Consider the following 23,167-nt stretch of genomic DNA (forward strand, 5'->3'; position numbering starts at 1 on the left):
GTTGAGAAAAGACATAAAATGCTTGGGAGATAAAGGTTATCAAGGTATTCAAAAACTACATAGCAATAGTCAGATTCCTCAGAAAAAACCTAGAGGAGGTAAGTTAACTTGTGAGGATAAAAAGAGCAATCAAGAATTAGCTAAAATCAGAGTTTTAGGTGAGCATGTAAATCGGAAGCTGAAGGTATTTAAAATTTTGTCCTTCACTTATAGAAATCGTCGAAAAAGATTTAGTTTGAGGTTTAATCTGATTGCTGCTCTCTACAATTACGAGCTTCGTCTTCCCCAAACCGAATTTGCTTAAGCGACTTTTGCAAGAGGTCTAATGAATCGAATTGCTCAATTAGAAGATTTAATTTTAGGTCAACAAGCACAAATGGCTGTGGCTAATTCTAAAATGGTTGGTTCGGAGATTTTTACAGCAGAACTAGAACGTTTAGCAGCGCTTGATGATTAATTTCTAGTATGGCGAAGTTAGACGGTTTAGAGACGGTTCTCGATTTTCTCAAAGGTTTACAACCTAAAATAGCTGCCAAAATAGCAAAAAAAGAATAAGCTGTTCCACATTTTAATTGCATAATTAGGGCGGGCAAGATGCCTACCCCACAAAGTGTACAGCTTAACGTACTCCTGCAAAAAAGCAAACTAGCAAGAGCGTCTTGTAAAGAAGTTATCGCGTTTGTGATATTGAAAGGCGATCGCGCGTCTCGTTTCCTCCGTTGCCTTAATATAACAATATTGATATATTTAGAGAGTATGCTGTGCCTGAAACCCGTGTTGTTTTCTACCAGGAAGAAGGGGAAGTTCCTGTCCTTGAATGGCTGACGCAACTTTTGAAAGAAGACCGCAAAGGTTATGCAAACTGTGTTGCTCGAATCAAACAACTTGTGGCATCAGGATACGAACTCCGTCGCCCTGCGGCTGATTACTTGCGCGACGGGATATATGAGCTTCGGGCAAAGCATATTCGGGTGCAATACCGCATCTTGTACTTCTTTCATGGGCAAAATGTGGCAATTCTCGCACACGCCATTACAAAGGAAGAAGCAGCTGTACCTCCAATTGATATTGAACGGGCGATCGCTCGAAAGCTTTTATTTGAAGAAAACCCAGAAGTTCACACCTACGTGGAGGAACAAGAGAATGGTGAAGACTAGCGATGCAATAAAAATCATCCACAAGATAACCAGCAGCGACCCTGAACTTGAAGCAATTGTGGAGGAAGCCTCTATAAATGCAGAAGTGGCACAGCTTATTTACTCTGCCAGAACAAAAGCGGGGTTAACACAGAAACAGCTTGCTGAACTTGTTGGTACAAAACAGCCCGTGATTGCACGGCTTGAAGATGCTGATTACGAAGGACACTCTCTTTCAATGCTGCAAAAAATTGCTCGCGCTCTCAATCAACGGGTAGTGATTCAGCTTGCTCCAATAGAACACGAGCAAAGTGCATAGAGCATTCTAGTAGCAATGAATATGTTGTAACGCCTCACTCCCCTTGCACGTAGTTTTGATTTTAACATTCAAATTTCCAGGTGCAAGATTTGAGTTAACAGATGGGGATTGGGAGATGAGGGAGATGAGGGAGATGAGGGAGATGGGGGAGATGAGGGAGATGGGGAGGCAAGAATAATAACAACTAACAAATGACCAATCGATACTTTTTTATTTGTTGGAGGCTGTGGCGGTGTCGAGTTGAATTAAAGGTTGGTTGGCGATCGCATCTAAGCTTACTGATTGTAAAAGGTCTTTCCAATCACGAACTAAGGTTAAATCGCTGGGATTTGCCGCACGTAAATCAGCTATGCTTTTGAGCGTATCGTACCAATAACCGTTGTCAGCATAAATTAAAACCCGTTGTCTGGGTGTTGCTGTCTGCAATTGTGCGGCTACTGTCGCAGTCGGTTGCACTCGTTGTATCCAACCACTAGTGACTGGGTCGCCACTGCGATCGCCTCCGGTTGGATCGCAAACTAAGGAAAAGCGCCAACTATATTTCTGTCCGACTTTTAATCCAGGAAAATCGCTAGGTAAGGTATAGTTCATAATGCCTTTACTGGCAGTTACAGGCACAGTTTTGTCTAAAAGTATTTCTTTTCCTGTTCCTTGCAACACAAATTCTGCTTGCGTTGCCGAGGTTTGGGGTACATTTACAAAAAATGTTGGGCGATCGCTGATTGTTAATTGTACGGGTAGGTCAGTAGATGCCATTGTTGCAGGTTTTGGCGGTATCACTGCACTTATGGCTTGAGGACTGCATTCGCCGCGTGCTGCTCCTGCTTCTAGATTGCGAGAACCTCTAATACTAGGTACTTTGAATCGTAACAGGGAACGGCGACGCGGTGTAAATATTGGTTGTGTTTGAGTAACTAGTTGTGAAATTGCATCTGAGGGTGTTGCTATTGCTGCCACATTAGCGAGCAATAAATCTGTAGATAAGGTTAAGCCTAATACAACCCAGACTAAAGTTTTTTTTAGCATAATTTTTTAAAATAATTAGCCTATTGCTACAAATCATTAAACTTGGAATTAATAAATACATCTGTTATTGGCAATTTTTCTTGACTTGTTGTTTGGCGCTGACGCGATCGCACCACGGTCGAGTTTCCAGATAACAGAACGAACAAACTAGTTATACTCTGGATTTCCAGGACTTGACCATTTTTTAAATAGTTCCTCTTTACAGATATAAATCGTATAAATTTATAAAATTGTGCTGGGAGTTAGTCCCAGTACAATCACTAGGAGTTTTTTTCATAAAAATAGTAAAAAATCAGGATAGGTGCTATAAACGTACCTAAGTACGGCTTTGCTGAAAATCGTAACTCTTTTAAGCGCAAATAAACGCGCAGTCTTTTCAAAAGAATTTAGTACGACTTGATGAAATACTGTACTACCTGATTGGGCATACTGATTACCACTACCCTAATTGTGATGTTTGATTGTGCCCGACCGTGGTGAAGTTTAATTTTAGCTTGGTAAATTCTTCCAAAAAGCTTTTATCTGCTTTTGGAAATTGTAAAAATTAATAAATTTTTAGAGCGCAGTGAAAAACAAAAGATTGCTGAGTTCGTTGTTGACTGTAGGCGGTACTGTAGTTGTTACTAGCCTAGCAATTACTGGCATAATAGTGGGATTGCGAATGCTAGGTAGCCTAGAAGGACTGGAGTTGGCTGCTTTTGATGGGTTAATTAGAATGCGTCCCGATGAAGGCCCAGACAAACGCTTCTTAGTAGTTGGTATCGATGACGTAGATATCCAAACACGCAAAGAGTACCCAATTCAAGATGGCACTTTAGCAGAGGTTTTGGCGAAATTAGAAAAGCACGAACCGCGTGTAATTGGTATAGATATTTTAAGAGATGTGCCGCAAGGGCCAGCCGCAGGCCGCGCAGAGTTGGTTAAGCGGTTAACTGCTAGCGATCGCATTGTGGCTGCCTGTGCTATTAGTAAGGCTGATTCTCCCGGAATCGCCGCAGCACCAGGCGTACCAGAAGACCGAGTTGGAGTTGCCGATTTTCCTGTAGACGCTGGGGGAATTGTTCGCCAAGGTATGGTGATTACCATTCCTCAAGCCTCAAAACTACCAGCACCCAACAAACATATCTGCAATTACGTCAATTCCGAAAATCAACTGCCATCTCTGAGTTTTCAGATGGTAGTGCGTTACTTACAGGGACAGGGAATTGAACCAGAACTAACTAAATCTGGGGAATTAAAACTTGGTTCTACTTTTCTTAAGCGTTTATCGCCAAATACGGTAGGTTATCACCACGCTGCTACTGGAGATTACCAAATATTACTCAACTACCGTTCTCTTAGGAATGCGACAAAGCAAGTCTCACTCAGCGACATACTTGCAGATAAAGTCGATCCGGCTTTGATTAAAGACAAGATTGTGATGCTTGGGTATACAGCAGCAATTGTCAAAGATAATTTTTACACGCCTTATAGTGGAGGAGCCGAAGACAGTCAAAAAATGCCTGGGGTGGTAGTTCACGTCCAGAATGCCAGCCAGATATTAAGTGCAGTTTTGGATAAGCGATCGCTTTTTTGGTATTGGAATCAGGGACAAGAAAGTTTGTGGATATTTGCTTGGTCGCTAGTGGGAGGATTGCTGGCGTGGCGGATTCGCAAACCTTGGCTATTAATTTTAGGTGGTGGAGTTGCGATCGCCATTTTATTTGCAGGTGCATATACAGTCATTCTCCAAGCTGGGTGGATACCCTTAGTACCGCCTGCACTGGGACTATTGGCAACTGCTGTGGGTGTAGCGTTGATAGATAGATATGCTGCCACAATTGTCAAAACAGTTAAAGGCTTCTTGAAAATCAACATTGAGATTGACGAAGCTAAAAAGGATGCAGAAGTATCTGCGATCGCCCAAAGCGATTATTTTGTAGAATTGCAGCAAAAAGCCAAAGATTTACGAAATCGGGACAATAAAGAAGTTTCGCAAACTGCGATCGCACCTGTTGTTACTGATAATTTCGAGTCTCATCATCTCAACCTTGAAGAAAAAATTGCTATTCCTAAAACTTCTCAACCAACACCACCAATAGAAGAAGTAGATTACTTACAACAAGTACGCGATAAACGCAATCAAATTAACTCATCAGAAAATATTACTCATGCTAGCAATTTAGAAGCAACGCAGATCCAAGCAACAGTTGAAGAACAAGAAGAGATGGAATACTTTGATCAATTACAGCGTCGAGGCAAGAGATTAAAAGGAAGTTAAAAGAGAATCAATATGAATAATCAAGACTTTGAAGAATCAGCAGTACAAGAAAGTTTGGCAGACATGATAAATTTACCTGACGGACAACGACAAATTGTTACTTGGATAATTCGGAAACAAAAAATGACTATAGAAGAAATTATAGCTAATGTAAATTTGACAAAAGAAGTTGTACAACAGCATTTAGATACTCTCATTTTTCAAGGAGTTATTCAAGAATCCAATGATAAGAGTGGCACTGTTTTCTACCAACCTAACTTGATTAACCAAAAGCAAAGCAAACTTAATCAAAATATCTGGGATAAACTTTAAATCCAAAATTAAAAAATAGTTAGTTTAGTGTAGGTTGGGTTAGGTAATAAAACCCAACATCACTAATAATTCGTTAGGTTGAGCGAAGATGAAACCTAACCTACTGTTCTTTTTATGAATGTCTTAATTACGAATTACGAATTAAAAATTAGTATTTTTTATGTCAAAAATTGTATCTATTCACTCTTTTCGGGGTGGTACAGGCAAATCAAATTCAACGGCTAACTTAGCCGGAATTGTTGCTCGTTATGGGTATCGGGTTGGTATTATTGACACAGATATTCAATCTCCAGGGATTCATGTTCTGTTTGGTTTTGACGAGCAGAAGATGAAATATTCACTCAACGATTATCTCTGGGGACGTTGTAATATTGAAGAGACTGCCTATGATGTCAGTACAACTTTAGGTAAAACAGGAAAAGCAAATAGCTGCATTTACTTAATTCCTTCTAGTATTAAAGCTAAAGATATTACCAAAGTTCTGCGAGAAGGATTTGATTTTAATCTGCTCAATGAAGGCTTTCAAGAATTACTTAATGTACTTCACTTAGATTACTTATTTATTGATACTCATCCAGGGTTAAACGAAGAGACTTTGCTTTCAATTGTTGTTTCTGATATTTTAGTTTTGATCTTACGTCCCGATCGCCAAGATTTTCAAGGTACTGCTGTGACAGTTGAGGTAGCCCGCAAGCTGGAAGTACCAAGAATGTTACTTTTAGTCAACAAAGCATTGCCAGCACTAGATTTTGATGCCTTACGGCAACAGGTAGAAAAGACTTATAACGCACCCGTAGCTGGTATTTTGCCCGTAGCAGAAGAAGTGATGCAACTGGCAAGCAGCGATCTTTTCTGCTTGCGCCACCCAGAACATCCCTTCAGTCAGGTAATGGAAAAGGTTGCCCTGATGATTATGCAGAAGTGAAGGGAGATGAGGGAGACTGACTCTTGTAGAGACGCGATTAATCGCGTCTCTACTAATTCCCTTACCAAGGATTACCAATCATTGTGAAGGCAGACCAAAAATAGGGATGTTTCAAGTCTGTATCGCCGAGTTGGGCAAGGGCTGGCGGTAAAGGTACGTTGAGGCTGGAGGTTTTTAGTTTACCGCCTTCTAAACGCACCTGCCCTTTCAGCATTCCGATTTGGGTTTGGCGGAGTGCTTCGGCTTTTATCGGGGCTTTTTTTAATTCCTCGTAGAATTGGCTAATCAATCCTAATGTGCCTTCATCTGACACATACCATAAACTCGCTAGTGCTGACTTAGCACCGGCTTGCACTGCAAAGCCAGCAAAACCTAATTCTGCTTCTCTATCGCCGATGGCGGTACGACAGGCACTTAGCACTACTAGCTGTACTGGAGGGTTATTCCAACCCAGTTTCCGCAACTCATTCATTTTTAACTGGCTATTCCATAGCTGAATGTAGGAGTTATTGGGCACACCAGGTTTAAATTGACCGTGGGTAGCTAAGTGGATAATGCCGTAGGGTGTTTGCTGGCGTTGGGCTTGGAGATTTTTGAGAGTAAAGGTTTCGTTTAAGAAAGATTTGCCTAGCCACAAGCGTGGGGTAATGGTAGACAATTCTACAGGGACGGCAGGTAAAGGTTGTTGGTTGGTGTTAATGAATTGGGATGCACCCATACCCAATACTTCAGCTTTTTTAATGTCTACATATTTAGTATCGGTAAGGCTTAAACTGGGCATTAAGCCGATGCTATAGCGTTCTACCAAATACTGTTTGCCATCGTAGAGGGCAGCTACAGGTAACGATCGCAATCCCTCATCCATAATAAATACCAAATTGTTAATTTGGCGGCTTTTCAGGTTGATGTCAATGGGTGCAATTAGCCAATTATAAAGCTGTTGGGCAGGATCTTTGTAGTTGTCAGATAATGTTCGACTTGTAACTTCGCTTTTGAAGGTTGTGGCAACTTTCATAAATTGCGATCGCGTGATTTTTAAGACTTGGCGAATTGGTTGACCTTTAGCGGTGACAATTAAGATTTCTACGCGATCGCTTGCGGATGCGATATTTAGTATTCTGTTAGGGTCTGGTGTGTTAGAAGTTGAAATGGTTGCTGGTACAAAGCTGACGTAAATTAGTGCAGGTTTAACGCCTGTCGCTTTTTCAACATCTTGCAGGATATTTTGGGCTTCGCTGACGTTTCTAATCTCAGGTTGGGTTGTAATTCCTAAGTATTGCTGAAATTCGTTCGTAAACTTTTCGTCAATTTTAAATACAGTATTGTTCAGTTCAATTGTTGGAGAAGAGTTGCTGATTACAAGTGGTTGTTGAGTAATGGGTGTCTTTTGCAACTCTTCTGGGTTGGGAGCATTATTTGGAAGTGTTGGCGTTGGTGTCGGTGTTGGGGTTGGCGTTGGTGTTGGTGTTGGTGTTGGCGTTGGCGTTGGTGTTGGCGTTGGTGTTGGTGTCGGCGTTGGTGTCGGTGTAGCGCTGATATTTATTGATTGTGGAGATGAAAAAGAAACGCGATCGCTCGCCTTAATGGTAAAAGCTAGAATGTTACCGCTGGTATTTGCTGGCGGTGTGTACGTTAAAACTGTATCGGCAGAAAGAATTGTTCCTTGTGTAACAGGAGTCCCATTTTCTAAAGTCAAAGTACCAGCTTTTAACTCATCAAAAACTACGGTAAGATTGTCTTTATTGTTATCGTTAGTTGACGCATTTAAATCGCCAAATTTAAATGTTACTGCCTGATTTTCTTGAGTTATCGGTACGTTAACATTCGTTGTGATAGTCGGTGGACTATTGATCGAAGTAATGGAAATACCACTAGGTGTATCAGCAGCAAGTCCGCCATTTTCTAGTACTGGAAATGAATTGACAGCCGAAGTTGATGTGATTTGCGAAGTTCCTGTATTAATACTTGCCGCTGTACCATTTTGGCTGGCATCACCTACAGTGAAGGGGACGTTATCAGGGCCGCCATCGTGTTGAATTTGTACAGTTCCTGGTGTAGTCGTTCCACTGGTGAGGATAGTATTGCCAGTTGGAGTTTCATCAATTTCAACTTCTCCAGTACCTTTAACAACTCCATTTGCTAAGACACTAACATTGCCACCTTCAGCACTACCTATAATGGAATTATCAGCGCTGGTATTGATGCTTGCAAAAGTAATATTCCCTGCGGCTTGTAAATTCACATCTCCACTAACAACAGTGCCATAGGCACTTGAAGCGAAGGCATTAATAGCATTTGTGATGATATTTCCTTGAGCAACTATGTTGATATTGCCGCTTGTAATATTGCTAGGAAAGTCAAACCCATTTTTAATGGCTGAGGTATCAATATTGCCTGTTGTCACATTTCCTCCTGCTTGGATGTCTAATAAACCAGCAGTAGAATCAATATTTCCTTCGCCAGAATTGTTATTGATTGAGGAAGAATTAATATCGCCTGTTGTAATATTACCAGAAGCTGCTAAGATGACTCGCCCTGCTTGTCCAAAATCAGGGTCGTTGGTATTAATGTTGCCAACATTAATATTTCCAGGTGATGATGTAACTCCATCAGCGTTAAAATTTGTATCTAATACTGTTTGACTGGGAGGAAGAATCACAGAGTTGGCAGATGATTCTAAATTGCTCAAACCTGCTCTCAAAATTAAAGCTCGTTCAGTAGCTAAAATTTGCTCGTCTGCGGAACATGTCGTCTCAGCACAAATCTCTGACAAAGTACCATCATTTTCGGTAATCGTAATATTTCCGCCATTAATACTACCTCTAGTTTCGACTTTCAAAGCTGGCCCTTCGTAATCACCAAAGGTAACATCTTCGCCAGAACTAACTATTGGGTCATAAAGACTGATAAAATTAGCGCCTTGACTCTGAGAATTGAGAATTGAAAATTTACCGCCGCTAGCAAAGTGGGCATCTAGAGAAATTTTACCATCACTGACTAATGTTAAGTCGTTACCACTAACTAAAGGTGTTTTATCTAGATGATTGATTGCCAAAATATCGATACCTCGATCGCCTCGGATGTAAAGGTTGCCTGCTGCGATCGCCGAAAAAGGATTCGCCGCACTGTCACGAATTATCACTGTATCTTTGGCAAGTAAATTAAGATTGCCAGTCGTTAAAAGTTGACTTTCTGGTAATGTTAAATTCCGGTTAGCTATGAAGGTGGCTGTGTCAGCAGTTGCTTTTGTTGCTACTACATCGCCATTTTCAACTCGCAAGCCAGAACCAGTCAGTTCTACTTCACCGTTGCTGTTAACTGTTAATCCCGAAGCATTACCACCGCTACCACCTGTCAGCAAGGTAGCTAAAGAGTTTGTCGGTTGATTGTTAGCGCTAGCGGATGCATTGATTGGTTGAATTTCTAAACTTAAAGGATTTCCGGGAATACTGAGGCGCACCAAACTTGTACCAGGTACGGCGACGACAGTGACTTTCCCACCTGGTGCGGCAATTTCTCCCGTACTAGCTACAGTACCGCCAATCAAAGTTAAATTATTACCCGATCTAACTGCAAGATTTCCTTGATTAGCGATCGCACCTGCAATACTAGAATCAAATGCAAAGCTGTTAGGCGTGCCTAGCAGTGCGGTGTAATTATTCCAGCCACTAGCATTAAACCAGTTTTCGCCAAAGCCGATGCGGTTAGCAGTGGTGGCTGTAAAAGCAGCTGGCACGTTCAAACTAGCATTAGGGCCAAATATAATCCCAGACGGGTTAATTAAATATAAGTTGGAATTGCCACCTGTAACTGTAATTAGTCCGTTAATTAAGGATGCATTGCCACCCGTGACACGTCCTAAAATATTTTGAATCGAAGGTTGAGAAAGAAAATTAGCCGTTTGATTGGCATCAAGTCCAAATTTTGAGAAGCTATGAAATAAGTTGGCGCGATCGCTACTCAAACTCCCGCCGCTAATATTAATGTTGTTGCCTTGGTTTGTAATCACAGTACCAGTGCCATCGTTAGCAGGAGTAATTGATTGGGCTTGGGCGAAATTAGGAAACAGGCAAAGCAAGGAAAAAGGCAAAAGTAAAAAAGAAAAACAAGGAATTGCTTGTTTCGCTTTAGAACCCACACATAAAATACTCCTCTGCCCCTCTGACTTGAAAAAGGGTGTGGGGTGTAGGGTGTGGGGTGTAGGGGAGGCAGTGCGTTGCGGAGGACAGTTGCGTGGGCGGGTTCCCCGACTTGAGCAAACTGTCCGTTGAGGTTCCCTCCGTTGTAGCAACTGCCGTGAAGAAACCTTTTTCATACATGGCGGTGAAACTTGTTTCATCGGGACTGCCTCTCCGCTCCTTTGCCCCTCCGCCCCTTAACCCTCTGCTTTCCATTTCCAAACTCGTGATAGACTGTCGCATGACTGCAACACCTCTAGTAGGAAAAATTGCCGTGCCCATCATAAACCTTGTTGCTACAATCAATTATTCTGCTTGTATTTGGGAAAAGTTTTTATGGCTATTTTAGATTCCAAAGGTCGTTTATTCGGTAAAATCAATATCCTCGATTTAGGTGCTGCACTGGTAATTCTGCTAGTGATATTTGGTATCTTCGTCTTTCCGGGCACTACTGGTTCTGTAGCTCAAGTTGGTAGTAAAACAGTACCCATTGAGGTTGACTTAGTAGTTCGGGGTTTGAATGTCCGCGACCCCGAACGGTTATTTGACAACGGATTCTCAAAAGGCGGCAAAACCAATGTAATTATCCGCAATCAACCCTACGGTCAAATTGAGATTAAAGACATTAAAGTGCTGCCAAGAACAATCAATGTTTTTCAACCAGATGGTACTGTCAAAGAAATGCCAGATCCAAAAACTAATAATTTTAGTACAGATATGCTCTTGACATTAGACGGCAAAGCCCAAATGACTACAGGTGGCCCAGTTCTAGGCAATAGTAAAGTGAAAATTGGTATGCCCTTTGAGTTGGAAGGCTTTAACTACAACTTCAATGCAACTGTTATCGATGTCAGAGTAAAAGACAAATAGCACTTCAAGAAAGTATTCAGGATTCAGAAGCCAGAAGTCAGAATACTAACCTGGCTGCTGAATTCTTTTTCAAAAAGAACCAATAATCATCCCGGCAAGTAATATAAAACCAATCCACACATTTTGCCGGAACATTTGACCATATGCAGAGTTAGGTAGGTCTTTTTTGCTTAGTTGCAGATACTGCCAAGTCCAAGCGATAGTAGCCAGTGCCAGGCTAATCCAAAAGGGAAAGCCAAGAGCGATCGCCATCCCTAACCAAGCTAATAACAATATAGTGCCAGCAAAGAAAATTCCAATGGCAGCAGGGGCATAATCGCCAAAAAATAGAGCGCTAGAATTAATACCAATGCGCCGATCGTCTTCCTTGTCGCTCAAAGCATAAACAGTATCAAATCCTAATGTCCACAATATAGTTGCGCCCCAAAGTATCCAAGTCGGCTGGGAGAGAGTTTGCGTTACCGCACTCCAGCTAATCAATACGCCAAAACCCCAAGCAATTGAGAGAACTAGCTGAGGAACTGGAAAAACCCGCTTTGCACCTGGATAAAGCAAAATTACAGGCACTGCTGCTACAGATAACCAGAAACTCAAAGGATTAAGATAATAGGCCAGAACTGCCGCACATGCCAGCGCTACTATACCAACTGCAATCCCAACTTTTATCGAAAGGGCACGAGAAGCGAGGGGGCGATCGCGCGTTCTTTCCACTTGGGGGTCAATATCTCGATCCCACAGATCGTTAACCACACAGCCAGCCGCACTTGTGGCCAGAGTACCTAAGACAATCACACCAACCAAGGGTAAAGGCGGTTTTCCCGAAGCTGCCAAAAACACAGCCCAAAGCGCAGGAATCATCAAGATTAATCTTCCTTCTGGTTTATGCCACCGCAGAAGTCGAATAATCACAAGCCACACTGGTTCTTGCTTGCGTTCTGGTGCACTTAACATAAAAATAAAGAAATAACTTTAGATAGATGAATTCACACAAGTTTACATCTATAGAATAACGTTATTTGATATTTGTAAAAACATAACTGAAGTGGCAACTTTAAATATATTTAAACAGTCACTAACAGTTATAAGCAGCAGGGTGAATATACTAGCTCAGTTAGCCTCGACTTACGAGCGACTCCAAAGCAAGTGTGTTGCAACAAATATCAGTCTCAATAACCAAAGAAGTATGAAGTGTAAAGGATGAAGGCTTAAGGCGAAATAAAGGCTGAAACCTTTACTTTGTACTGCAAAACTTCACGCTTCATGCTTCAGCCTTCGGCTTGACCATCCTTCCTTAACAGAGAGAAAACTAGATGGTGAATTTAGTTTCAGCTGACTGGGAGAGTCTTAGCACTCAACCAAGTCAGCAACACCGAATTATTGCTGCCATTGACTTAGGCACAAATTCTCTGCACATGGTAGTGGTAAAGATTGACCCGACTTTACCAGCTTTTAGCATTATCGCCAGAGAAAAAGAAACTGTAAGGCTGGGCGATCGCAATATCGCCACTGGAGAACTAAAACCAGAGATAATCGAAAAAGCGATCGCTACCCTCGGACGCTTCCAAGAAGTTGCCAAAACTTTCGACGCTGAAACAGTAATTGCTGTGGCAACTAGTGCTGTGCGGGAAGCCCCTAACGGTAAAGACTTTTTGCACAAGGTAGAAGCAGAGGTAGGTTTAAGCGTTGACTTGATTTCTGGTCAAGAAGAAGCGCGACGAATCTATCTAGGTGTGCTGTCGGGGATGGAATTTAATAACCAGCCTCACATCATTGTTGATATTGGCGGTGGTTCCACAGAATTAATTTTGGGAGACAGTCACGAACCGCGTACTCTTACCAGCACCAAAGTTGGTGCAGTGCGACTCACTGGCGAGTTAATCCACACCGACCCGATTAGTAACGCCGAGTTTCAGTACTTGCAAGCTTATGCACGCGGGATGTTGGAACGAGCTGTAGATGAGGTTCTAGCAAATATCCAGTCAGGTGAATCTCCGCGTTTGATCGGAACCTCTGGCACAATTGAAACTCTAGCGCTAATCCACGCACGGGATAATTCCGGTTCTGTACCTTCGACTTTGAATGGTTACGAGTTCAGTCTCAAAGACTTGCAAGAGTGGGTAAATCGCTTGCGGAAATTGAGTAACTCAGAAAGGGCTGCCATACCTGGGATGCCAGAGAAACGGGCTGAAGTCATACTGGCAGGCGCAGTCATCTTGCAAGAAGCTATGACTTTATTAGGTGTGCAATCAATAACAACTTGTGGGCGATCTCTCAGAGAAGGCGTAATCGTCGATTGGATGTTAGCCCACGGTTTGATTGAAGATAAATTGCGCTATCAAGGTTCAGTACGCCAGCGGAGTGTTCTCAAACATGCTAATAAGTATCATATCAAATTAGAACATAGCGATCGCGTGGCAGCGTTTGCCTTAAGTTTATTTGACCAAACTCAGGGCACATTACACCATTGGGGAACACAAGAGCGACAGTTACTCTGGGCAGCTGCAATATTACACAATTGCGGTCATTACATTAGCCATTCGGCTCACCACAAGCACTCTTATTATCTTATTCGTAATGGCGAATTACTTGGATTTAATGAAACAGAGATAGAAATCATTGCTAACTTAGCGCGTTATCATCGCAAATCACCACCGAAGAAAAAGCACGAAAATTTTCGCAACTTGCTAAGTAAGAAGCACCGACAAATAGTCTGTCAATTGAGTAGTATTTTAAGATTAGCAGTTGCATTAGATAGGCGGCAGATTGGGGCGATCGCTCAAGTCCAGTGTGAATTTTATCCTCAGTTTCAGCAAGTTAATTTGCTTATTTTCCCTTCTCAACCTGATGATGAGTGCGCCTTAGAACTTTGGAGTTTAGACGTTAAAAAAGGAGTCTTTGAGGAAGAATTCGGTGTGAAATTAGTGGCAAATTTAGAATATTCTCAATTGCCAAAACAGTAAATTTTGTCGGTTGGTTGGGTAGAGCGATCGCAAAGCCAAACAAATACATCTTCAAGTTGCTTTACCCTGCTTTTTGACGATAATTGCTGGTGCGATTGACAAACAATTGGTAGAGATTACAAGCTATTAAACAATAAAAATCCTGTTTGAAATAAGCCGACAATAAAACCTAAAATACCGCCCAAAGTCACGATTGCTTGTAATTCATTTTTGACAATTCCCTCAATTGCTCCTTCTAAATCAGCAGGTGAAGTTGATTTTACACGGTCAACAATCACTTTATCTATCGATAAAATTGGAATTACTTGTGCCACAATTACTTCCAAATCTTTTTCTAAATAGCGTTCTAAAATTAGAGCTAACTCCAGACTGACAACTTCTAAAGAAGAACTGACAGCAGGTGAAGCACTCAGACGATTGAGTAGTAATGAAGCAATATTTTCCCAGTTAACAGAGTCAGTTAATCCTTGGAGTAAATCGCTGCCGCTGGTTTGTATGTAATGACGCACGCTTTCACGTGTAGTCTTTCGCAGTTGGCGTACTGTCCCAATTGGCAGATTTTGCAATGATAAATTTTGCAGGATTTTCTTGAGGCGATCGCGCATTTGCAAATCTTGAATCAATTCTTGCAAGCGAGTATTTGTAGCCTCTTTTTCATCCAAACAAAAAGTTCGCAGCCTTGAGAGAGTATTACGCAAGCCAAACAGATTTGCTACTACCCAATATGTACCACTGGTTTTTTCCCGAAAGCTTTCATCAACAATTTGAATTGTGCGATCGGTCAAAAAATCTATAATTGCCTGCCGCAACACATCTGGCGGTAAAACTACTTCTAGTAGCCAATCAGCCAACCTTATAGCTTGTTCTTCACTGAGTTGTAATTCCAGCAATACTTGGTCAAAAATCTGATTAATTTGCGCTTCTAAAAAATCTTCTCGTCGTGCCAAAACTTTTAGCAAACGTGGCAATGATTCTCCTAACAAATCGCGCAAAATACTCGCGACAACTTTGGCGCTTTTCTCATTTTTATCAATTTGTTCGATAGCCAGTTGCAATAACCAAAGAATTGCTCCTTGTACCCGTTCTGTTTGCAGCAAGCGCCGTGCCAGATTTTGTAATTCCTCTGGCGTTAGCAACGAACCCATGATTGTATCAGAAATATTCTTCGCCAAACGTTCCTGGTTGCGAGGAATCAAGCCAGGAGTGAATGGTACTCTTCGCCCACCAATATAAATCGCTTGGTAGGGACGAAATAACATTTTAATGGCTATATCGTTTGTAAAATAGCCAATAACTCCACCCAATACGGGGGGAGACACATAAAGCCAGAAATGAGACCAATCCAAGGGAGGAATTAAAAAAGTTAAGAGTTGGGAATTGGGAGTTAGCAGAGACGCGATTAAACGCGTCTGTACAAGAGTCAGGAGTTAGAAATGATAAATTTTTATTTATCACTACTCATAAATAACAAATTCATAACTCATAACTTACTGACTACCAGCACTCCCATCATACCGTTCGCAATGGGGTAGTGTGTGGCTAAGGCAAAACCAACATGACGGGATAACTCTACTTGCTCTTGTCCTGTGGGGAAGCGGTCTAAGCTGGGGCCAATGTAAGCATATTCTTCTTTTAAACCCATCTGCTCGGCAAGTGGTACGACTATATTATCCAAATACCACTGTTGAAAAGTGCGAAGTTGCGGATTGTTTGGTCGATGAAAGTCTAAAATAGCCGCCTTAGCACCTGGTTTGAGAACGCGGTGTAATTCTTGGAGACTGCGGCGAATATCTGTAACATTTCTTAAACCATAGCCCATTGTCGCGGCATCGAATTGATTGTCGTCAAAGGGCAAATTTAGGACATCGGCTTCTATCCAGGAGATTGCAGGTTGAGGGTACTGGCTTTGGGAGCGTTCTCTAGCAGTTGCTAGCAGGTTTGGTGAGAAATCCACACCATACACCTGTCCTTTTACTCCCGCACGCTTCGCCAAACGAAAAGCTAAATCGCCACTGCCGCAGCACAAATCCAGGCACGTATCTCCTGGTTTAACAGCACTCCATTTGACTGCCATTTCTTTCCATATATGGTGTTGTCCCAGACTCAACCAATTGTTTAATCGGTCGTAAACTGGAGCAATACGGTCAAAAATGGTACGAATTTCTTGAGTCATCGGTCAACAGTAAATAGTGAGCCAGTGTGGTGAAGCACTTGTTGTCTTAGACGGCACTTCCTTTAAGCCGGGAAACCCGTCCAATGGAGTGCCTTTGCTTTGGGTCGATAGCAAACAAAGTGCTGTTAGTGACGCAGGAGCTTCACCCGTAAGGGTCTTGAGGCTTTCTGCACGATAGTAACTGGCGCGTCACCCGCAGGGCCAACAAAACCTTACTTAACTTTAGACTATGGACTATAGACTATAGACTAAATTTTTGCTTAATGCTGTCTGCTACTAGTAAGAGCGATCGCTACTAGTTGAGCTGATAAATGAATTAAACTTAATTCATCTTCTCGTAAAGAGCAGGGTTGTTTCCACTGAAGTGACAACACTCCTAGCATCTGATTGCGGTAGGTAATGGGAATAACTACATGTGCTTGTACGCCACTGTCTTGGTAGTGACTTATACCATCTAATTTAGGTTCTTTGGCGACATTTAAAGCTATTTGTATTTTATCGTTAGCAATAGCCTCACTTGTCAATGGATCGCTATCTAGCCAGTTTTTAACAGTACCTTCACGACTGTAAGACCCTTGAGTTGCTACCAAAGTTTTTTCTTCTACCAGCTGCAATATACAGCTATTTGCTGCAAAACTGTCGCTAAAAGCCGTAGCAATTGGTGTCAGACTTGCCTCTAAGCTCTGAGATGCTTGCGTAACCTGCACCAAAACTGTCAGCAACGCCATTTGGGCATTAGCACGACGCAATTCTTCTGTGCGTTGCTTGAGTAAGTCGTAGGTTTCTGCTGCTCTTTGTACTACCGCTTTAAGTTCTCCTGGGTCCCAAGGCTTGGTAATATATTTGTAGACTTGCCCAGCATTAATTGCTTCTACTAAGTCCTCAATATCAGTAAATCCAGTGAGAATTATTCTAACTGTATCTGGAAACTGAGGTACAGTCTTGCTGAGAAACTCAGTTCCTTTCATTTCTGGCATCCGCTGGTCGGAGATGATCACTGCCACTTCTCCTTCTGCTGCCAGCACTTCTAAGGCATTGATTCCACTATCGGCTTTGAGAACCTGAAAATCGCGTCGAAAAGTTCGATACAGTAGATCGAGATTATCTGGCTCATCGTCAACTACTAATATTTTTAGCTTTTTGCTGCGTTCTAAAGTCGTTGATTGACGGCGACTTGTATGAATTTCGGCAATAGGACTATCCATAAGAGAATTTCTATCAGTATTCACCATTTTGTTACATTCCATACCCTAAATAATTAAAAACAGCTGGAAAGCCTTGCGTAAATTTACGGTTTTAGTTCGGGTCAGCTGATGAATTTAGTGAGTACTTTCAGAAATATCTCGCCACTCCAATTTCTTGTCTAGAGTCAGTTAGTACAACTTTAATCTCACTTAGGCATCAGCAGTCAAAAGTGCTAAACCTTATTAGTATCGGTTTTGAACCTGAAAGCCTTGATTGGGGATTTCTATATATATTTGCTCCTACCTAACTTATGTGTATTATTCATAACTCATAAATTTGTTTAGCGGTAGAGTTTAGAGATAGTTCGCTGTTAAAGATTACAATAAGATTTGCTGGTGAGGTACAATCACCCTTTCAAGTAGAAACTCGCACTCCTGATTATGACTGACCTACCACCCAACACTCAAAATTCCGAAAATTCTGCTAATGAAGTAGCACAAGAATTGCTGCGAAAGCTGAGGCAAAAGCAAGGCAACTGGGTGGAATGGGGAATAGCGATCGCTTCTCTGCAAAAAGCTGGTTACAATCCCCAAGAAATTTTTGAGGCCACCGGATTTGAGCCGATTCAACAAAATCAGGTAATTGTTGGCGCTCAAGTTTACAATTCTTTAGAAAAAGCTGGGGCATCGGCAGCGACGCGATCGCATTACGCCACACGCGGTAGTGATGTTTTATACGAGCTTCGCCTACTCACCCAAGAAGAACGAGTCGCAGTAGCCGAACTCAGCTTTCTCCACAAACTCGACATTGATGAAGCGCGAGAAGTCGCCAAGGCAGTTAAAGAATTTTCCTACTTGCGTAGCTTACCAGAAGGGTTTTCTGCTCATCCTGGAGATGCTATTGCTTATCAAGCTTGGAAACTGGCACGCCAACATACAGATTTGCAAGAGCGATCGCGCCTGATTGCCAAAGGATTACGCTTTGCTCATACACCAGCAGCAAGGAAACAAATCGAACAACTCCTTGTGGATTTTACTGTTGTCCGCAAACGCCCGGCTCCCCTTCTCCCCTTTTACAGATTCGAGTCTGATGAAGAATTGCCTCGAATTTTACCAGTGGTAGGTGAGTTGCCATTAACACCAAAAGACTTACAAAATGTACCTTTGGTAGAAGAAATTGAACCATTTCGCCTAGTCAAGTTTGCTGGAGAACAAGCTTGGATTCCTTTACCAGGTTGGCAAGTACTGTTAAATGCAGAAGATCCGGTAGTGATTTTAGCAAATAGCGATCGCTTCCCCAACCAAACACAAAGCCCACTACAACAAGTCCTAGTAGTTGTAGATCGCGCTCGACGACAATGGGATGACTCCAGCTACTTTGTTGTTAACAATGGCGGAGAGTTAGATTTTCAATGGTTTGAAACTGAGCCAGAACTTTCAATACTTGGACAAATTATTATTATTGTGCGTCCTAAGAGAATCCTTGATGAAGAAATAATCAAGGATTCCTGGCAGATTGACGAATAATCTTTGAACAAAGGCAGAGGGCATCTCCCTTTGGGAGAGGCTAACGCCAAGGGGGTTTCCACGCCAATTGTACGGCTGGCTCCTCTATTTAGGGAAACCCCAAGACCGTCTCCATAGAGAAACAGTTAACATCAAGCCCATAATTGATAACAAGCTAATACTTGTATCTGGCTCTGGTACTGCGCGAGTATCAGAAATTCCTAACCCTGGTAGTTTTTTAGTACCTTCCTTCACAGCACCCTGTAATGACTCAGGATCTAACCCCAACGCATCTAGAGCTGTAACAGCAACTTGAGTTGTTTTTACCGTCTGCGTTTGGATTGTACCTTTGAATCTAGAAGCTAAAGTTCCGCTAGCAGCAATCAATGCAACATGGGTATCGTCATCCGAAAAACCTCCATGTTCAGCTCTTTTTGTGCTGTCTGAAATCACATATCCAGGGTTCAGTTTGATAATTAAATCTGGTGTACGGTCATCTGACAAGGGATTACCAAAGCCTGCTTGTTTTAGTGCGTTACCAGACAACACCTCATTAATCGCTGGATTTTTGAGATTGTTTAAAAGATTTGTTGCAGTATCAACTTGATTTTGCTCTGCAAGCCAAAATAAGCCAATATCATCTTGTGTTGCATGATTGACGCTAATCCCAGCTTTTTCTAAGACATCTGTAAATGTGTTTTCGGGAATCAAGGTAGCTGTTCCCTGACGGGGATTTTGACCGTGTTTTGCTGTCAAGACTACTAGTGTTGAATCAAACAAATTTTGTACCTTTAAGGCACTAATTATGTTCCCGATACTAGTGTCTGTATGTTGCAAGGCATCAATGAATCCTGGTGAAGGTGTTCCATCAGTAGCAATCCCACCATTGCTGGTAGCATCTTTCTGAGCAACACTGAGGGCTTGAAAATTCATGCCAAAAATAGCAGGAGTTCCTGGGGTAGTGGTTCCTTGAGAATCCTTACCAGCTATTTGGTTTAAAAGCGCATTTACCTTCAGATCGTCATAAGCTTCTGTAAGGCTAGTGCTTTTAGTTGTCGTTTTAAACGTGAGATTGCTAGAATTCTGGGCTGTCGAACGGTCAACTAATTTGCCATTTTCCAAGGCAACTTTAGCATTGATTTCTGGGGCATAAAAGTCATCAACCCCTTTGCCTGATGGCCCATTGGCAAGATCGTAAGCAGGATGTTTGTCAATCAATGCAGTATGTAAACCTGCCTCATGGGCTACCTCAAAAATTGTGTTGACATTTAGGTAGTTATGAGGATAGATAGATTTTCCTGTGCTGTCTACTGGCAACTTAGTTGAATCAATGCTACCTTTGCCAAAATCACCTCCTCCACTAAGAAGATTGGAGTTTTTATCGATGCTTTCATCAAACAGAACTCCAGTTCCAGCAGTACCTCCTGGTTTATTTAATAATGACCGACTATATGAATTGTCATAATAAACTCCTGTTGTTTTTGGACTCGCTCCTGTTAAATAATTCAATTCGCCAGGAAAGGAATCGGAGGGTGTACTAGTAAAGGCGTTAGTGTAAGTAACACCAGTTGCTTGCAAATTTTTAATATTCGATAAATAAGGTTGAAGCAAAGGATCGGCGATGTCAGCATCACGTAGTCCATCTACTGATAAGAGCAACACATGTTGATAAAGACTGGCTGCTGTTGCTGCTGAGTTATTAAATTGTAAAAATGCCTGCCCTGTTAAAATAGTTATGCTAAAAATCACTGTTTTCAAAACAGTTGGTGCATGACAACTTTTAAGTCGAGTCATCCTATTCAGTTCCTTTGTTAATAAAGTACTTGATGTCTAGTTCTAGCCTTGTAGTTATTAGCGTTATGAACCAATAAAAATTAACACTTATATAACTTGACTAAGCTAAACCAATATCAAATGTTATGAAATATATTTAGTTACAAAGGTATTTGATTAATAGCAGAAGTTTAAATTACTTTGTTTTTCGTTATTTCTGTTGAAGTAACTATTTAATTTCGGAACTTGTCATTTGCGGAATCAGCTTGTTTGGGATCGCATATTTTGATTAGGTAATACGGACTTTAATCAAATAAGATTAAGTTAAAGTTAAGAATATATGATAAAAATTTTAAGCTTAACCTTGTAATTAAGATAATCCCTGTTCGGTGTTACTAAGCCCTAAAAACTTAAAGGTAAAGCATGATGAGAATTTTGATAATTGAAGATGACGATCGCATTGCTAAACCATTAGCCGAGTATTTAAGACGACAACACCATATTGTGGATATAACAACCGATGGGCTTGAGGGGTGGAAATGGTCTCAGTCAGAATTATATGAGCTAATTTTATTAGATTTAATGCTTCCTAAATTGGATGGAATTACTTTGTGTCAGCGTTTACGTGCTGCTTCATCTAATGCTTTAATATTAATGTTGACAGCACGAGATACGACAGACGATAAAATTATTGGACTAGATGCTGGTGCTGATGATTACTTGATCAAGCCATTTGAATTAAAAGAGTTAGCAGCACGCATCAGGGCTTTAGCACGAAGAAGTCAAGAAATTCGTCCACCAATTTTAATCCACGGTGATTTGCAATTAGATCCAGCAATCCAGCAGGTTACTTATGCAGGGAGTATTTTATTATTAACTCCTAAAGAATACATGATATTAGAATATTTTTTAAGAAATCCAAATAAAGTTGTGACTCGTTCAGCAATTCTTGACAAACTGTGGGAATTTGATAAATCTTCAGGAGAAGGAAGTATTAAAACTCATATTACAAATTTGCGGAACAAACTTAGAGCATCTGGAGGTTCAGAAGACTTAATTGAAAATATATATGGTATTGGTTATCGTTTAGGAAATAAGTAAAATAGCTGAATTAAATTATTAATGTACATTAATTAAGTTTTTAGCTAAAAGCAATTTTATAGCGATAAATAATATGTTTCAAAAAATCAGATATCGTTTATTATTGTCTTACTTAGCGATGTTCGCATCTCTTTTAGGAATATTTGCGATCGCAGTCCGAGTTGCTTTCACCCGCAGCCTCTATGAACAAATCACAGATAAACTCACAGCTATAGGAAAAGGTGCGGCTGCAAATGTGGAGTTTGAGAAAGGTCACTTAATAGTTGAAAGCGACTTTCATCCTCAAGACTTGATTGTTCATCATCAAGCATTACAGTGGTTCGATCCACAAGGAAATTTAATTACTCAACAAGGAAAAACTGTCTTAACTTTACCCTTCTTACCAAACAAAATGGTACAAATTCAAACAGGTAAAGTTTCTATCCAAGCAGTAACCGTACCAATTATTGCTAATGATAATGGGCAATTAGTCGGGTATGTAAGAGTGAGTCAATCCTTAAAAGAATTTGATGAGACTCTCGAAAAACTGGATTTAGGCTTAGGTGGTGGGATTATTATAACTTTAGTTCTTAGTAGTATTGGCGGAATTTTACTAACTCGGCAAGCAATGCAACCCATTGAGGAGAGTTTTCAAAGACTCAAACAGTTTACCGCTGATGCTTCCCACGAACTACGCAGTCCGTTAATGGCTATCAAAATTAATGCTGAGTTACCGCTAGAATATCCAGATGAAATAGGGCCAAAAGATGCAGAAAAGTTTCAGGCGATCGCCAGTGCTACTAATCAGATGACTCGCCTTACTGAAGACTTATTATTGTTAGCACGCACCGATCGAGTCTCTACTCAAAATTGGAATACTATCGATTTAGCATCAATATTAGATAATCTGATACAACTATATAAACCTCAGGCTGAGGTCAAGCAAATTAACTTGAAATTACAATTAATTGCTAATCTTCAGCTAATAGGTGATACAGTTCAATTAATACGATTGTTTACTAATTTAGTTGAAAACGCACTCTACTACACACCATCACAAGGCGTAGTTGAAATTAAAAGCAGTCGTGTAGGTTCCCAGGTTTTTATCGACGTGCAAGATACAGGTGTGGGAATTGCGCCAGAGCATATCGACAAGGTTTTTGAGCGCTTTTGGCGAGCTACGCAGTCTCGGTCTTATTGGGATGGTGGTTCTGGTTTAGGGCTGGCGATCGCTCAAGCTATTGCTCAAAATCACGGCGGATTAATTACTGTTACGAGTAAATTAGGAGTTGGTAGTTGTTTTACTGTACGTTTACCAGCTTTATAAACATTACCTTTAAACCAGGGAATTGCTGAATTTTCACCTCATCTCTCCCGATAATTGAAACTTTCCCTGATTATAATTACCCAGCTTCTAAAAATTAGGAATTGATGAAGATAGCTTTCAACAATTCCTATATACCCC

Annotated in this window: 20 protein-coding genes and 1 pseudogene; 14 read left to right on the forward strand and 7 right to left on the reverse strand. The window is 41.2% G+C overall.

What is annotated here, in order from left to right:
• The 5 genes and pseudogenes from I8752_RS28060 to I8752_RS28080 all read left to right on the forward strand — a co-directional run.
• On the forward strand, window positions 1-304 hold a 304-nt coding region (locus tag I8752_RS28060), incomplete at its 5' end, for a transposase family protein (protein WP_318780904.1).
• Window positions 305-325: 21 nt separating this feature from the next.
• Complete coding sequence (locus tag I8752_RS38205) at window positions 326-457, forward strand: hypothetical protein (protein WP_263986403.1); 132 nt, start codon at window positions 326-328, stop codon at window positions 455-457.
• A gap of 8 nt (window positions 458-465) precedes the next feature.
• Window positions 466-549, forward strand: a pseudogene (locus tag I8752_RS38490) (type II toxin-antitoxin system RelE/ParE family toxin); the annotation flags it as partial.
• A gap of 212 nt (window positions 550-761) precedes the next feature.
• Complete coding sequence (locus tag I8752_RS28075) at window positions 762-1,157, forward strand: type II toxin-antitoxin system RelE/ParE family toxin (RefSeq protein WP_214435508.1); 396 nt, start codon at window positions 762-764, stop codon at window positions 1,155-1,157.
• A complete protein-coding gene (locus tag I8752_RS28080; protein WP_214435509.1) occupies window positions 1,144-1,455 on the forward strand; it encodes a helix-turn-helix domain-containing protein in 312 nt (103 codons plus the stop codon). The genes I8752_RS28075 and I8752_RS28080 overlap by 14 nt, the downstream gene beginning before the upstream one ends.
• 210 nt (window positions 1,456-1,665) lie before the next feature.
• Here the strand turns inward: I8752_RS28080 and I8752_RS28085 are convergent, their stop codons facing one another.
• Window positions 1,666-2,481, reverse strand: coding sequence for a DUF928 domain-containing protein (locus I8752_RS28085; RefSeq protein WP_214435510.1), 816 nt, complete (start codon window positions 2,479-2,481; stop codon window positions 1,666-1,668).
• Between the two features lie 565 nt (window positions 2,482-3,046).
• Between I8752_RS28085 and I8752_RS28090 the strand changes: the two genes are divergently transcribed.
• The 3 genes from I8752_RS28090 to I8752_RS28100 all read left to right on the forward strand — a co-directional run bounded on the left by I8752_RS28090 (window position 3,047) and on the right by I8752_RS28100 (window position 5,978).
• Complete coding sequence (locus I8752_RS28090) at window positions 3,047-4,741, forward strand: CHASE2 domain-containing protein (protein WP_318780905.1); 1,695 nt, start codon at window positions 3,047-3,049, stop codon at window positions 4,739-4,741.
• A gap of 12 nt (window positions 4,742-4,753) precedes the next feature.
• Complete coding sequence (locus I8752_RS28095) at window positions 4,754-5,053, forward strand: helix-turn-helix domain-containing protein (protein WP_214435511.1); 300 nt, start codon at window positions 4,754-4,756, stop codon at window positions 5,051-5,053.
• A gap of 160 nt (window positions 5,054-5,213) precedes the next feature.
• On the forward strand, window positions 5,214-5,978 hold the full coding sequence (locus I8752_RS28100; RefSeq protein WP_214435512.1) for a MinD/ParA family ATP-binding protein: 765 nt from the start codon (window positions 5,214-5,216) through the stop codon (window positions 5,976-5,978).
• A gap of 61 nt (window positions 5,979-6,039) precedes the next feature.
• On the opposite strand, the gene I8752_RS28105 is transcribed toward I8752_RS28100, so the two are convergent.
• On the reverse strand, window positions 6,040-10,317 hold the full coding sequence (locus tag I8752_RS28105) for a CHAT domain-containing protein (RefSeq protein WP_214435513.1): 4,278 nt from the start codon (window positions 10,315-10,317) through the stop codon (window positions 6,040-6,042).
• A 175-nt stretch (window positions 10,318-10,492) separates the two neighbouring features.
• Between I8752_RS28105 and I8752_RS28110 the strand changes: the two genes are divergently transcribed.
• On the forward strand, window positions 10,493-11,026 hold the full coding sequence (locus tag I8752_RS28110; protein WP_214435514.1) for a DUF4330 domain-containing protein: 534 nt from the start codon (window positions 10,493-10,495) through the stop codon (window positions 11,024-11,026).
• Window positions 11,027-11,095: 69 nt separating this feature from the next.
• On the opposite strand, the gene I8752_RS28115 is transcribed toward I8752_RS28110, so the two are convergent.
• Window positions 11,096-11,977 carry a 4-hydroxybenzoate solanesyltransferase gene (locus I8752_RS28115; protein WP_214435515.1) on the reverse strand — a complete coding sequence of 294 codons (882 nt, stop codon included), beginning with the start codon at window positions 11,975-11,977 and terminating at the stop codon, window positions 11,096-11,098.
• Window positions 11,978-12,336: 359 nt separating this feature from the next.
• On the opposite strand from I8752_RS28115, the gene I8752_RS28120 reads away from it, so the two are divergent.
• A complete protein-coding gene (locus tag I8752_RS28120; protein WP_214435516.1) occupies window positions 12,337-13,986 on the forward strand; it encodes a Ppx/GppA phosphatase family protein in 1,650 nt (549 codons plus the stop codon).
• Between the two features lie 116 nt (window positions 13,987-14,102).
• Here the strand turns inward: I8752_RS28120 and I8752_RS28125 are convergent, their stop codons facing one another.
• Both I8752_RS28125 and ubiE read right to left on the reverse strand, forming a co-directional pair.
• The gene (locus I8752_RS28125; protein ID WP_214435517.1) at window positions 14,103-15,332 is read right to left on the reverse strand and encodes a DUF445 domain-containing protein; all 1,230 of its coding nucleotides are present in this window, start codon (window positions 15,330-15,332) and stop codon (window positions 14,103-14,105) included.
• 134 nt (window positions 15,333-15,466) lie between these two features.
• Entirely contained in the window at window positions 15,467-16,159 is a 693-nt protein-coding gene (ubiE, locus tag I8752_RS28130; protein WP_214435518.1) for a bifunctional demethylmenaquinone methyltransferase/2-methoxy-6-polyprenyl-1,4-benzoquinol methylase UbiE, read from the reverse strand.
• A gap of 16 nt (window positions 16,160-16,175) precedes the next feature.
• Between ubiE and I8752_RS37685 the strand changes: the two genes are divergently transcribed.
• Window positions 16,176-16,337: a hypothetical protein gene (locus I8752_RS37685; protein WP_225895961.1), complete on the forward strand. Its 162-nt coding sequence runs from the start codon at window positions 16,176-16,178 to the stop codon at window positions 16,335-16,337.
• 82 nt (window positions 16,338-16,419) lie between these two features.
• Here I8752_RS37685 and I8752_RS28135 read toward each other — a convergent pair whose 3' ends face one another.
• On the reverse strand, window positions 16,420-17,364 hold the full coding sequence (locus I8752_RS28135) for a response regulator (RefSeq protein WP_214435536.1): 945 nt from the start codon (window positions 17,362-17,364) through the stop codon (window positions 16,420-16,422).
• A 420-nt stretch (window positions 17,365-17,784) separates the two neighbouring features.
• On the opposite strand from I8752_RS28135, the gene I8752_RS28140 reads away from it, so the two are divergent.
• Window positions 17,785-18,870 carry a RuBisCO accumulation factor 1 gene (locus I8752_RS28140; protein ID WP_214435519.1) on the forward strand — a complete coding sequence of 362 codons (1,086 nt, stop codon included), beginning with the start codon at window positions 17,785-17,787 and terminating at the stop codon, window positions 18,868-18,870.
• Window positions 18,871-18,954: 84 nt separating this feature from the next.
• Here the strand turns inward: I8752_RS28140 and I8752_RS28145 are convergent, their stop codons facing one another.
• Window positions 18,955-20,643 (reverse strand): alkaline phosphatase family protein, encoded by a 1,689-nt coding sequence (locus I8752_RS28145; protein WP_214435520.1) that lies wholly within the window; start codon window positions 20,641-20,643, stop codon window positions 18,955-18,957.
• Between the two features lie 405 nt (window positions 20,644-21,048).
• Between I8752_RS28145 and I8752_RS28150 the strand changes: the two genes are divergently transcribed.
• Window positions 21,049-21,723 carry a response regulator transcription factor gene (locus I8752_RS28150; RefSeq protein ID WP_214435537.1) on the forward strand — a complete coding sequence of 225 codons (675 nt, stop codon included), beginning with the start codon at window positions 21,049-21,051 and terminating at the stop codon, window positions 21,721-21,723.
• A gap of 73 nt (window positions 21,724-21,796) precedes the next feature.
• Window positions 21,797-23,029 carry a HAMP domain-containing sensor histidine kinase gene (locus I8752_RS28155; RefSeq protein ID WP_214435521.1) on the forward strand — a complete coding sequence of 411 codons (1,233 nt, stop codon included), beginning with the start codon at window positions 21,797-21,799 and terminating at the stop codon, window positions 23,027-23,029.
• Window positions 23,030-23,167 lie beyond the last annotated feature (138 nt).

It is taken from the genome of Dendronalium phyllosphericum CENA369 (assembly GCF_016056275.1).
GTDB lineage: Bacteria > Cyanobacteriota > Cyanobacteriia > Cyanobacteriales > Nostocaceae > Dendronalium > Dendronalium phyllosphericum.

Bases quoted from the DNA above. Each gene is read 5' to 3' on its own strand.
- I8752_RS38205 (WP_263986403.1), top strand. From the start codon at position 326: ATGAATCGAATTGCTCAATTAGAAGATTTAATTTTAGGTCAACAAGCA.
- I8752_RS28080 (WP_214435509.1), top strand. From the start codon at position 1,144: ATGGTGAAGACTAGCGATGCAATAAAAATCATCCACAAGATAACCAGC.
- I8752_RS28085 (WP_214435510.1), bottom strand. From the start codon at position 2,481: ATGCTAAAAAAAACTTTAGTCTGGGTTGTATTAGGCTTAACCTTATCT.
- I8752_RS28095 (WP_214435511.1), top strand. From the start codon at position 4,754: ATGAATAATCAAGACTTTGAAGAATCAGCAGTACAAGAAAGTTTGGCA.
- I8752_RS28100 (WP_214435512.1), top strand. From the start codon at position 5,214: ATGTCAAAAATTGTATCTATTCACTCTTTTCGGGGTGGTACAGGCAAA.
- I8752_RS28105 (WP_214435513.1), bottom strand. From the start codon at position 10,317: ATGAAACAAGTTTCACCGCCATGTATGAAAAAGGTTTCTTCACGGCAG.
- I8752_RS28110 (WP_214435514.1), top strand. From the start codon at position 10,493: ATGGCTATTTTAGATTCCAAAGGTCGTTTATTCGGTAAAATCAATATC.
- I8752_RS28115 (WP_214435515.1), bottom strand. From the start codon at position 11,977: ATGTTAAGTGCACCAGAACGCAAGCAAGAACCAGTGTGGCTTGTGATT.
- I8752_RS28120 (WP_214435516.1), top strand. From the start codon at position 12,337: ATGGTGAATTTAGTTTCAGCTGACTGGGAGAGTCTTAGCACTCAACCA.
- ubiE (WP_214435518.1), bottom strand. From the start codon at position 16,159: ATGACTCAAGAAATTCGTACCATTTTTGACCGTATTGCTCCAGTTTAC.
- I8752_RS28135 (WP_214435536.1), bottom strand. From the start codon at position 17,364: ATGGATAGTCCTATTGCCGAAATTCATACAAGTCGCCGTCAATCAACG.
- I8752_RS28140 (WP_214435519.1), top strand. From the start codon at position 17,785: ATGACTGACCTACCACCCAACACTCAAAATTCCGAAAATTCTGCTAAT.
- I8752_RS28145 (WP_214435520.1), bottom strand. From the start codon at position 20,643: ATGACTCGACTTAAAAGTTGTCATGCACCAACTGTTTTGAAAACAGTG.
- I8752_RS28150 (WP_214435537.1), top strand. From the start codon at position 21,049: ATGAGAATTTTGATAATTGAAGATGACGATCGCATTGCTAAACCATTA.
- I8752_RS28155 (WP_214435521.1), top strand. From the start codon at position 21,797: ATGTTTCAAAAAATCAGATATCGTTTATTATTGTCTTACTTAGCGATG.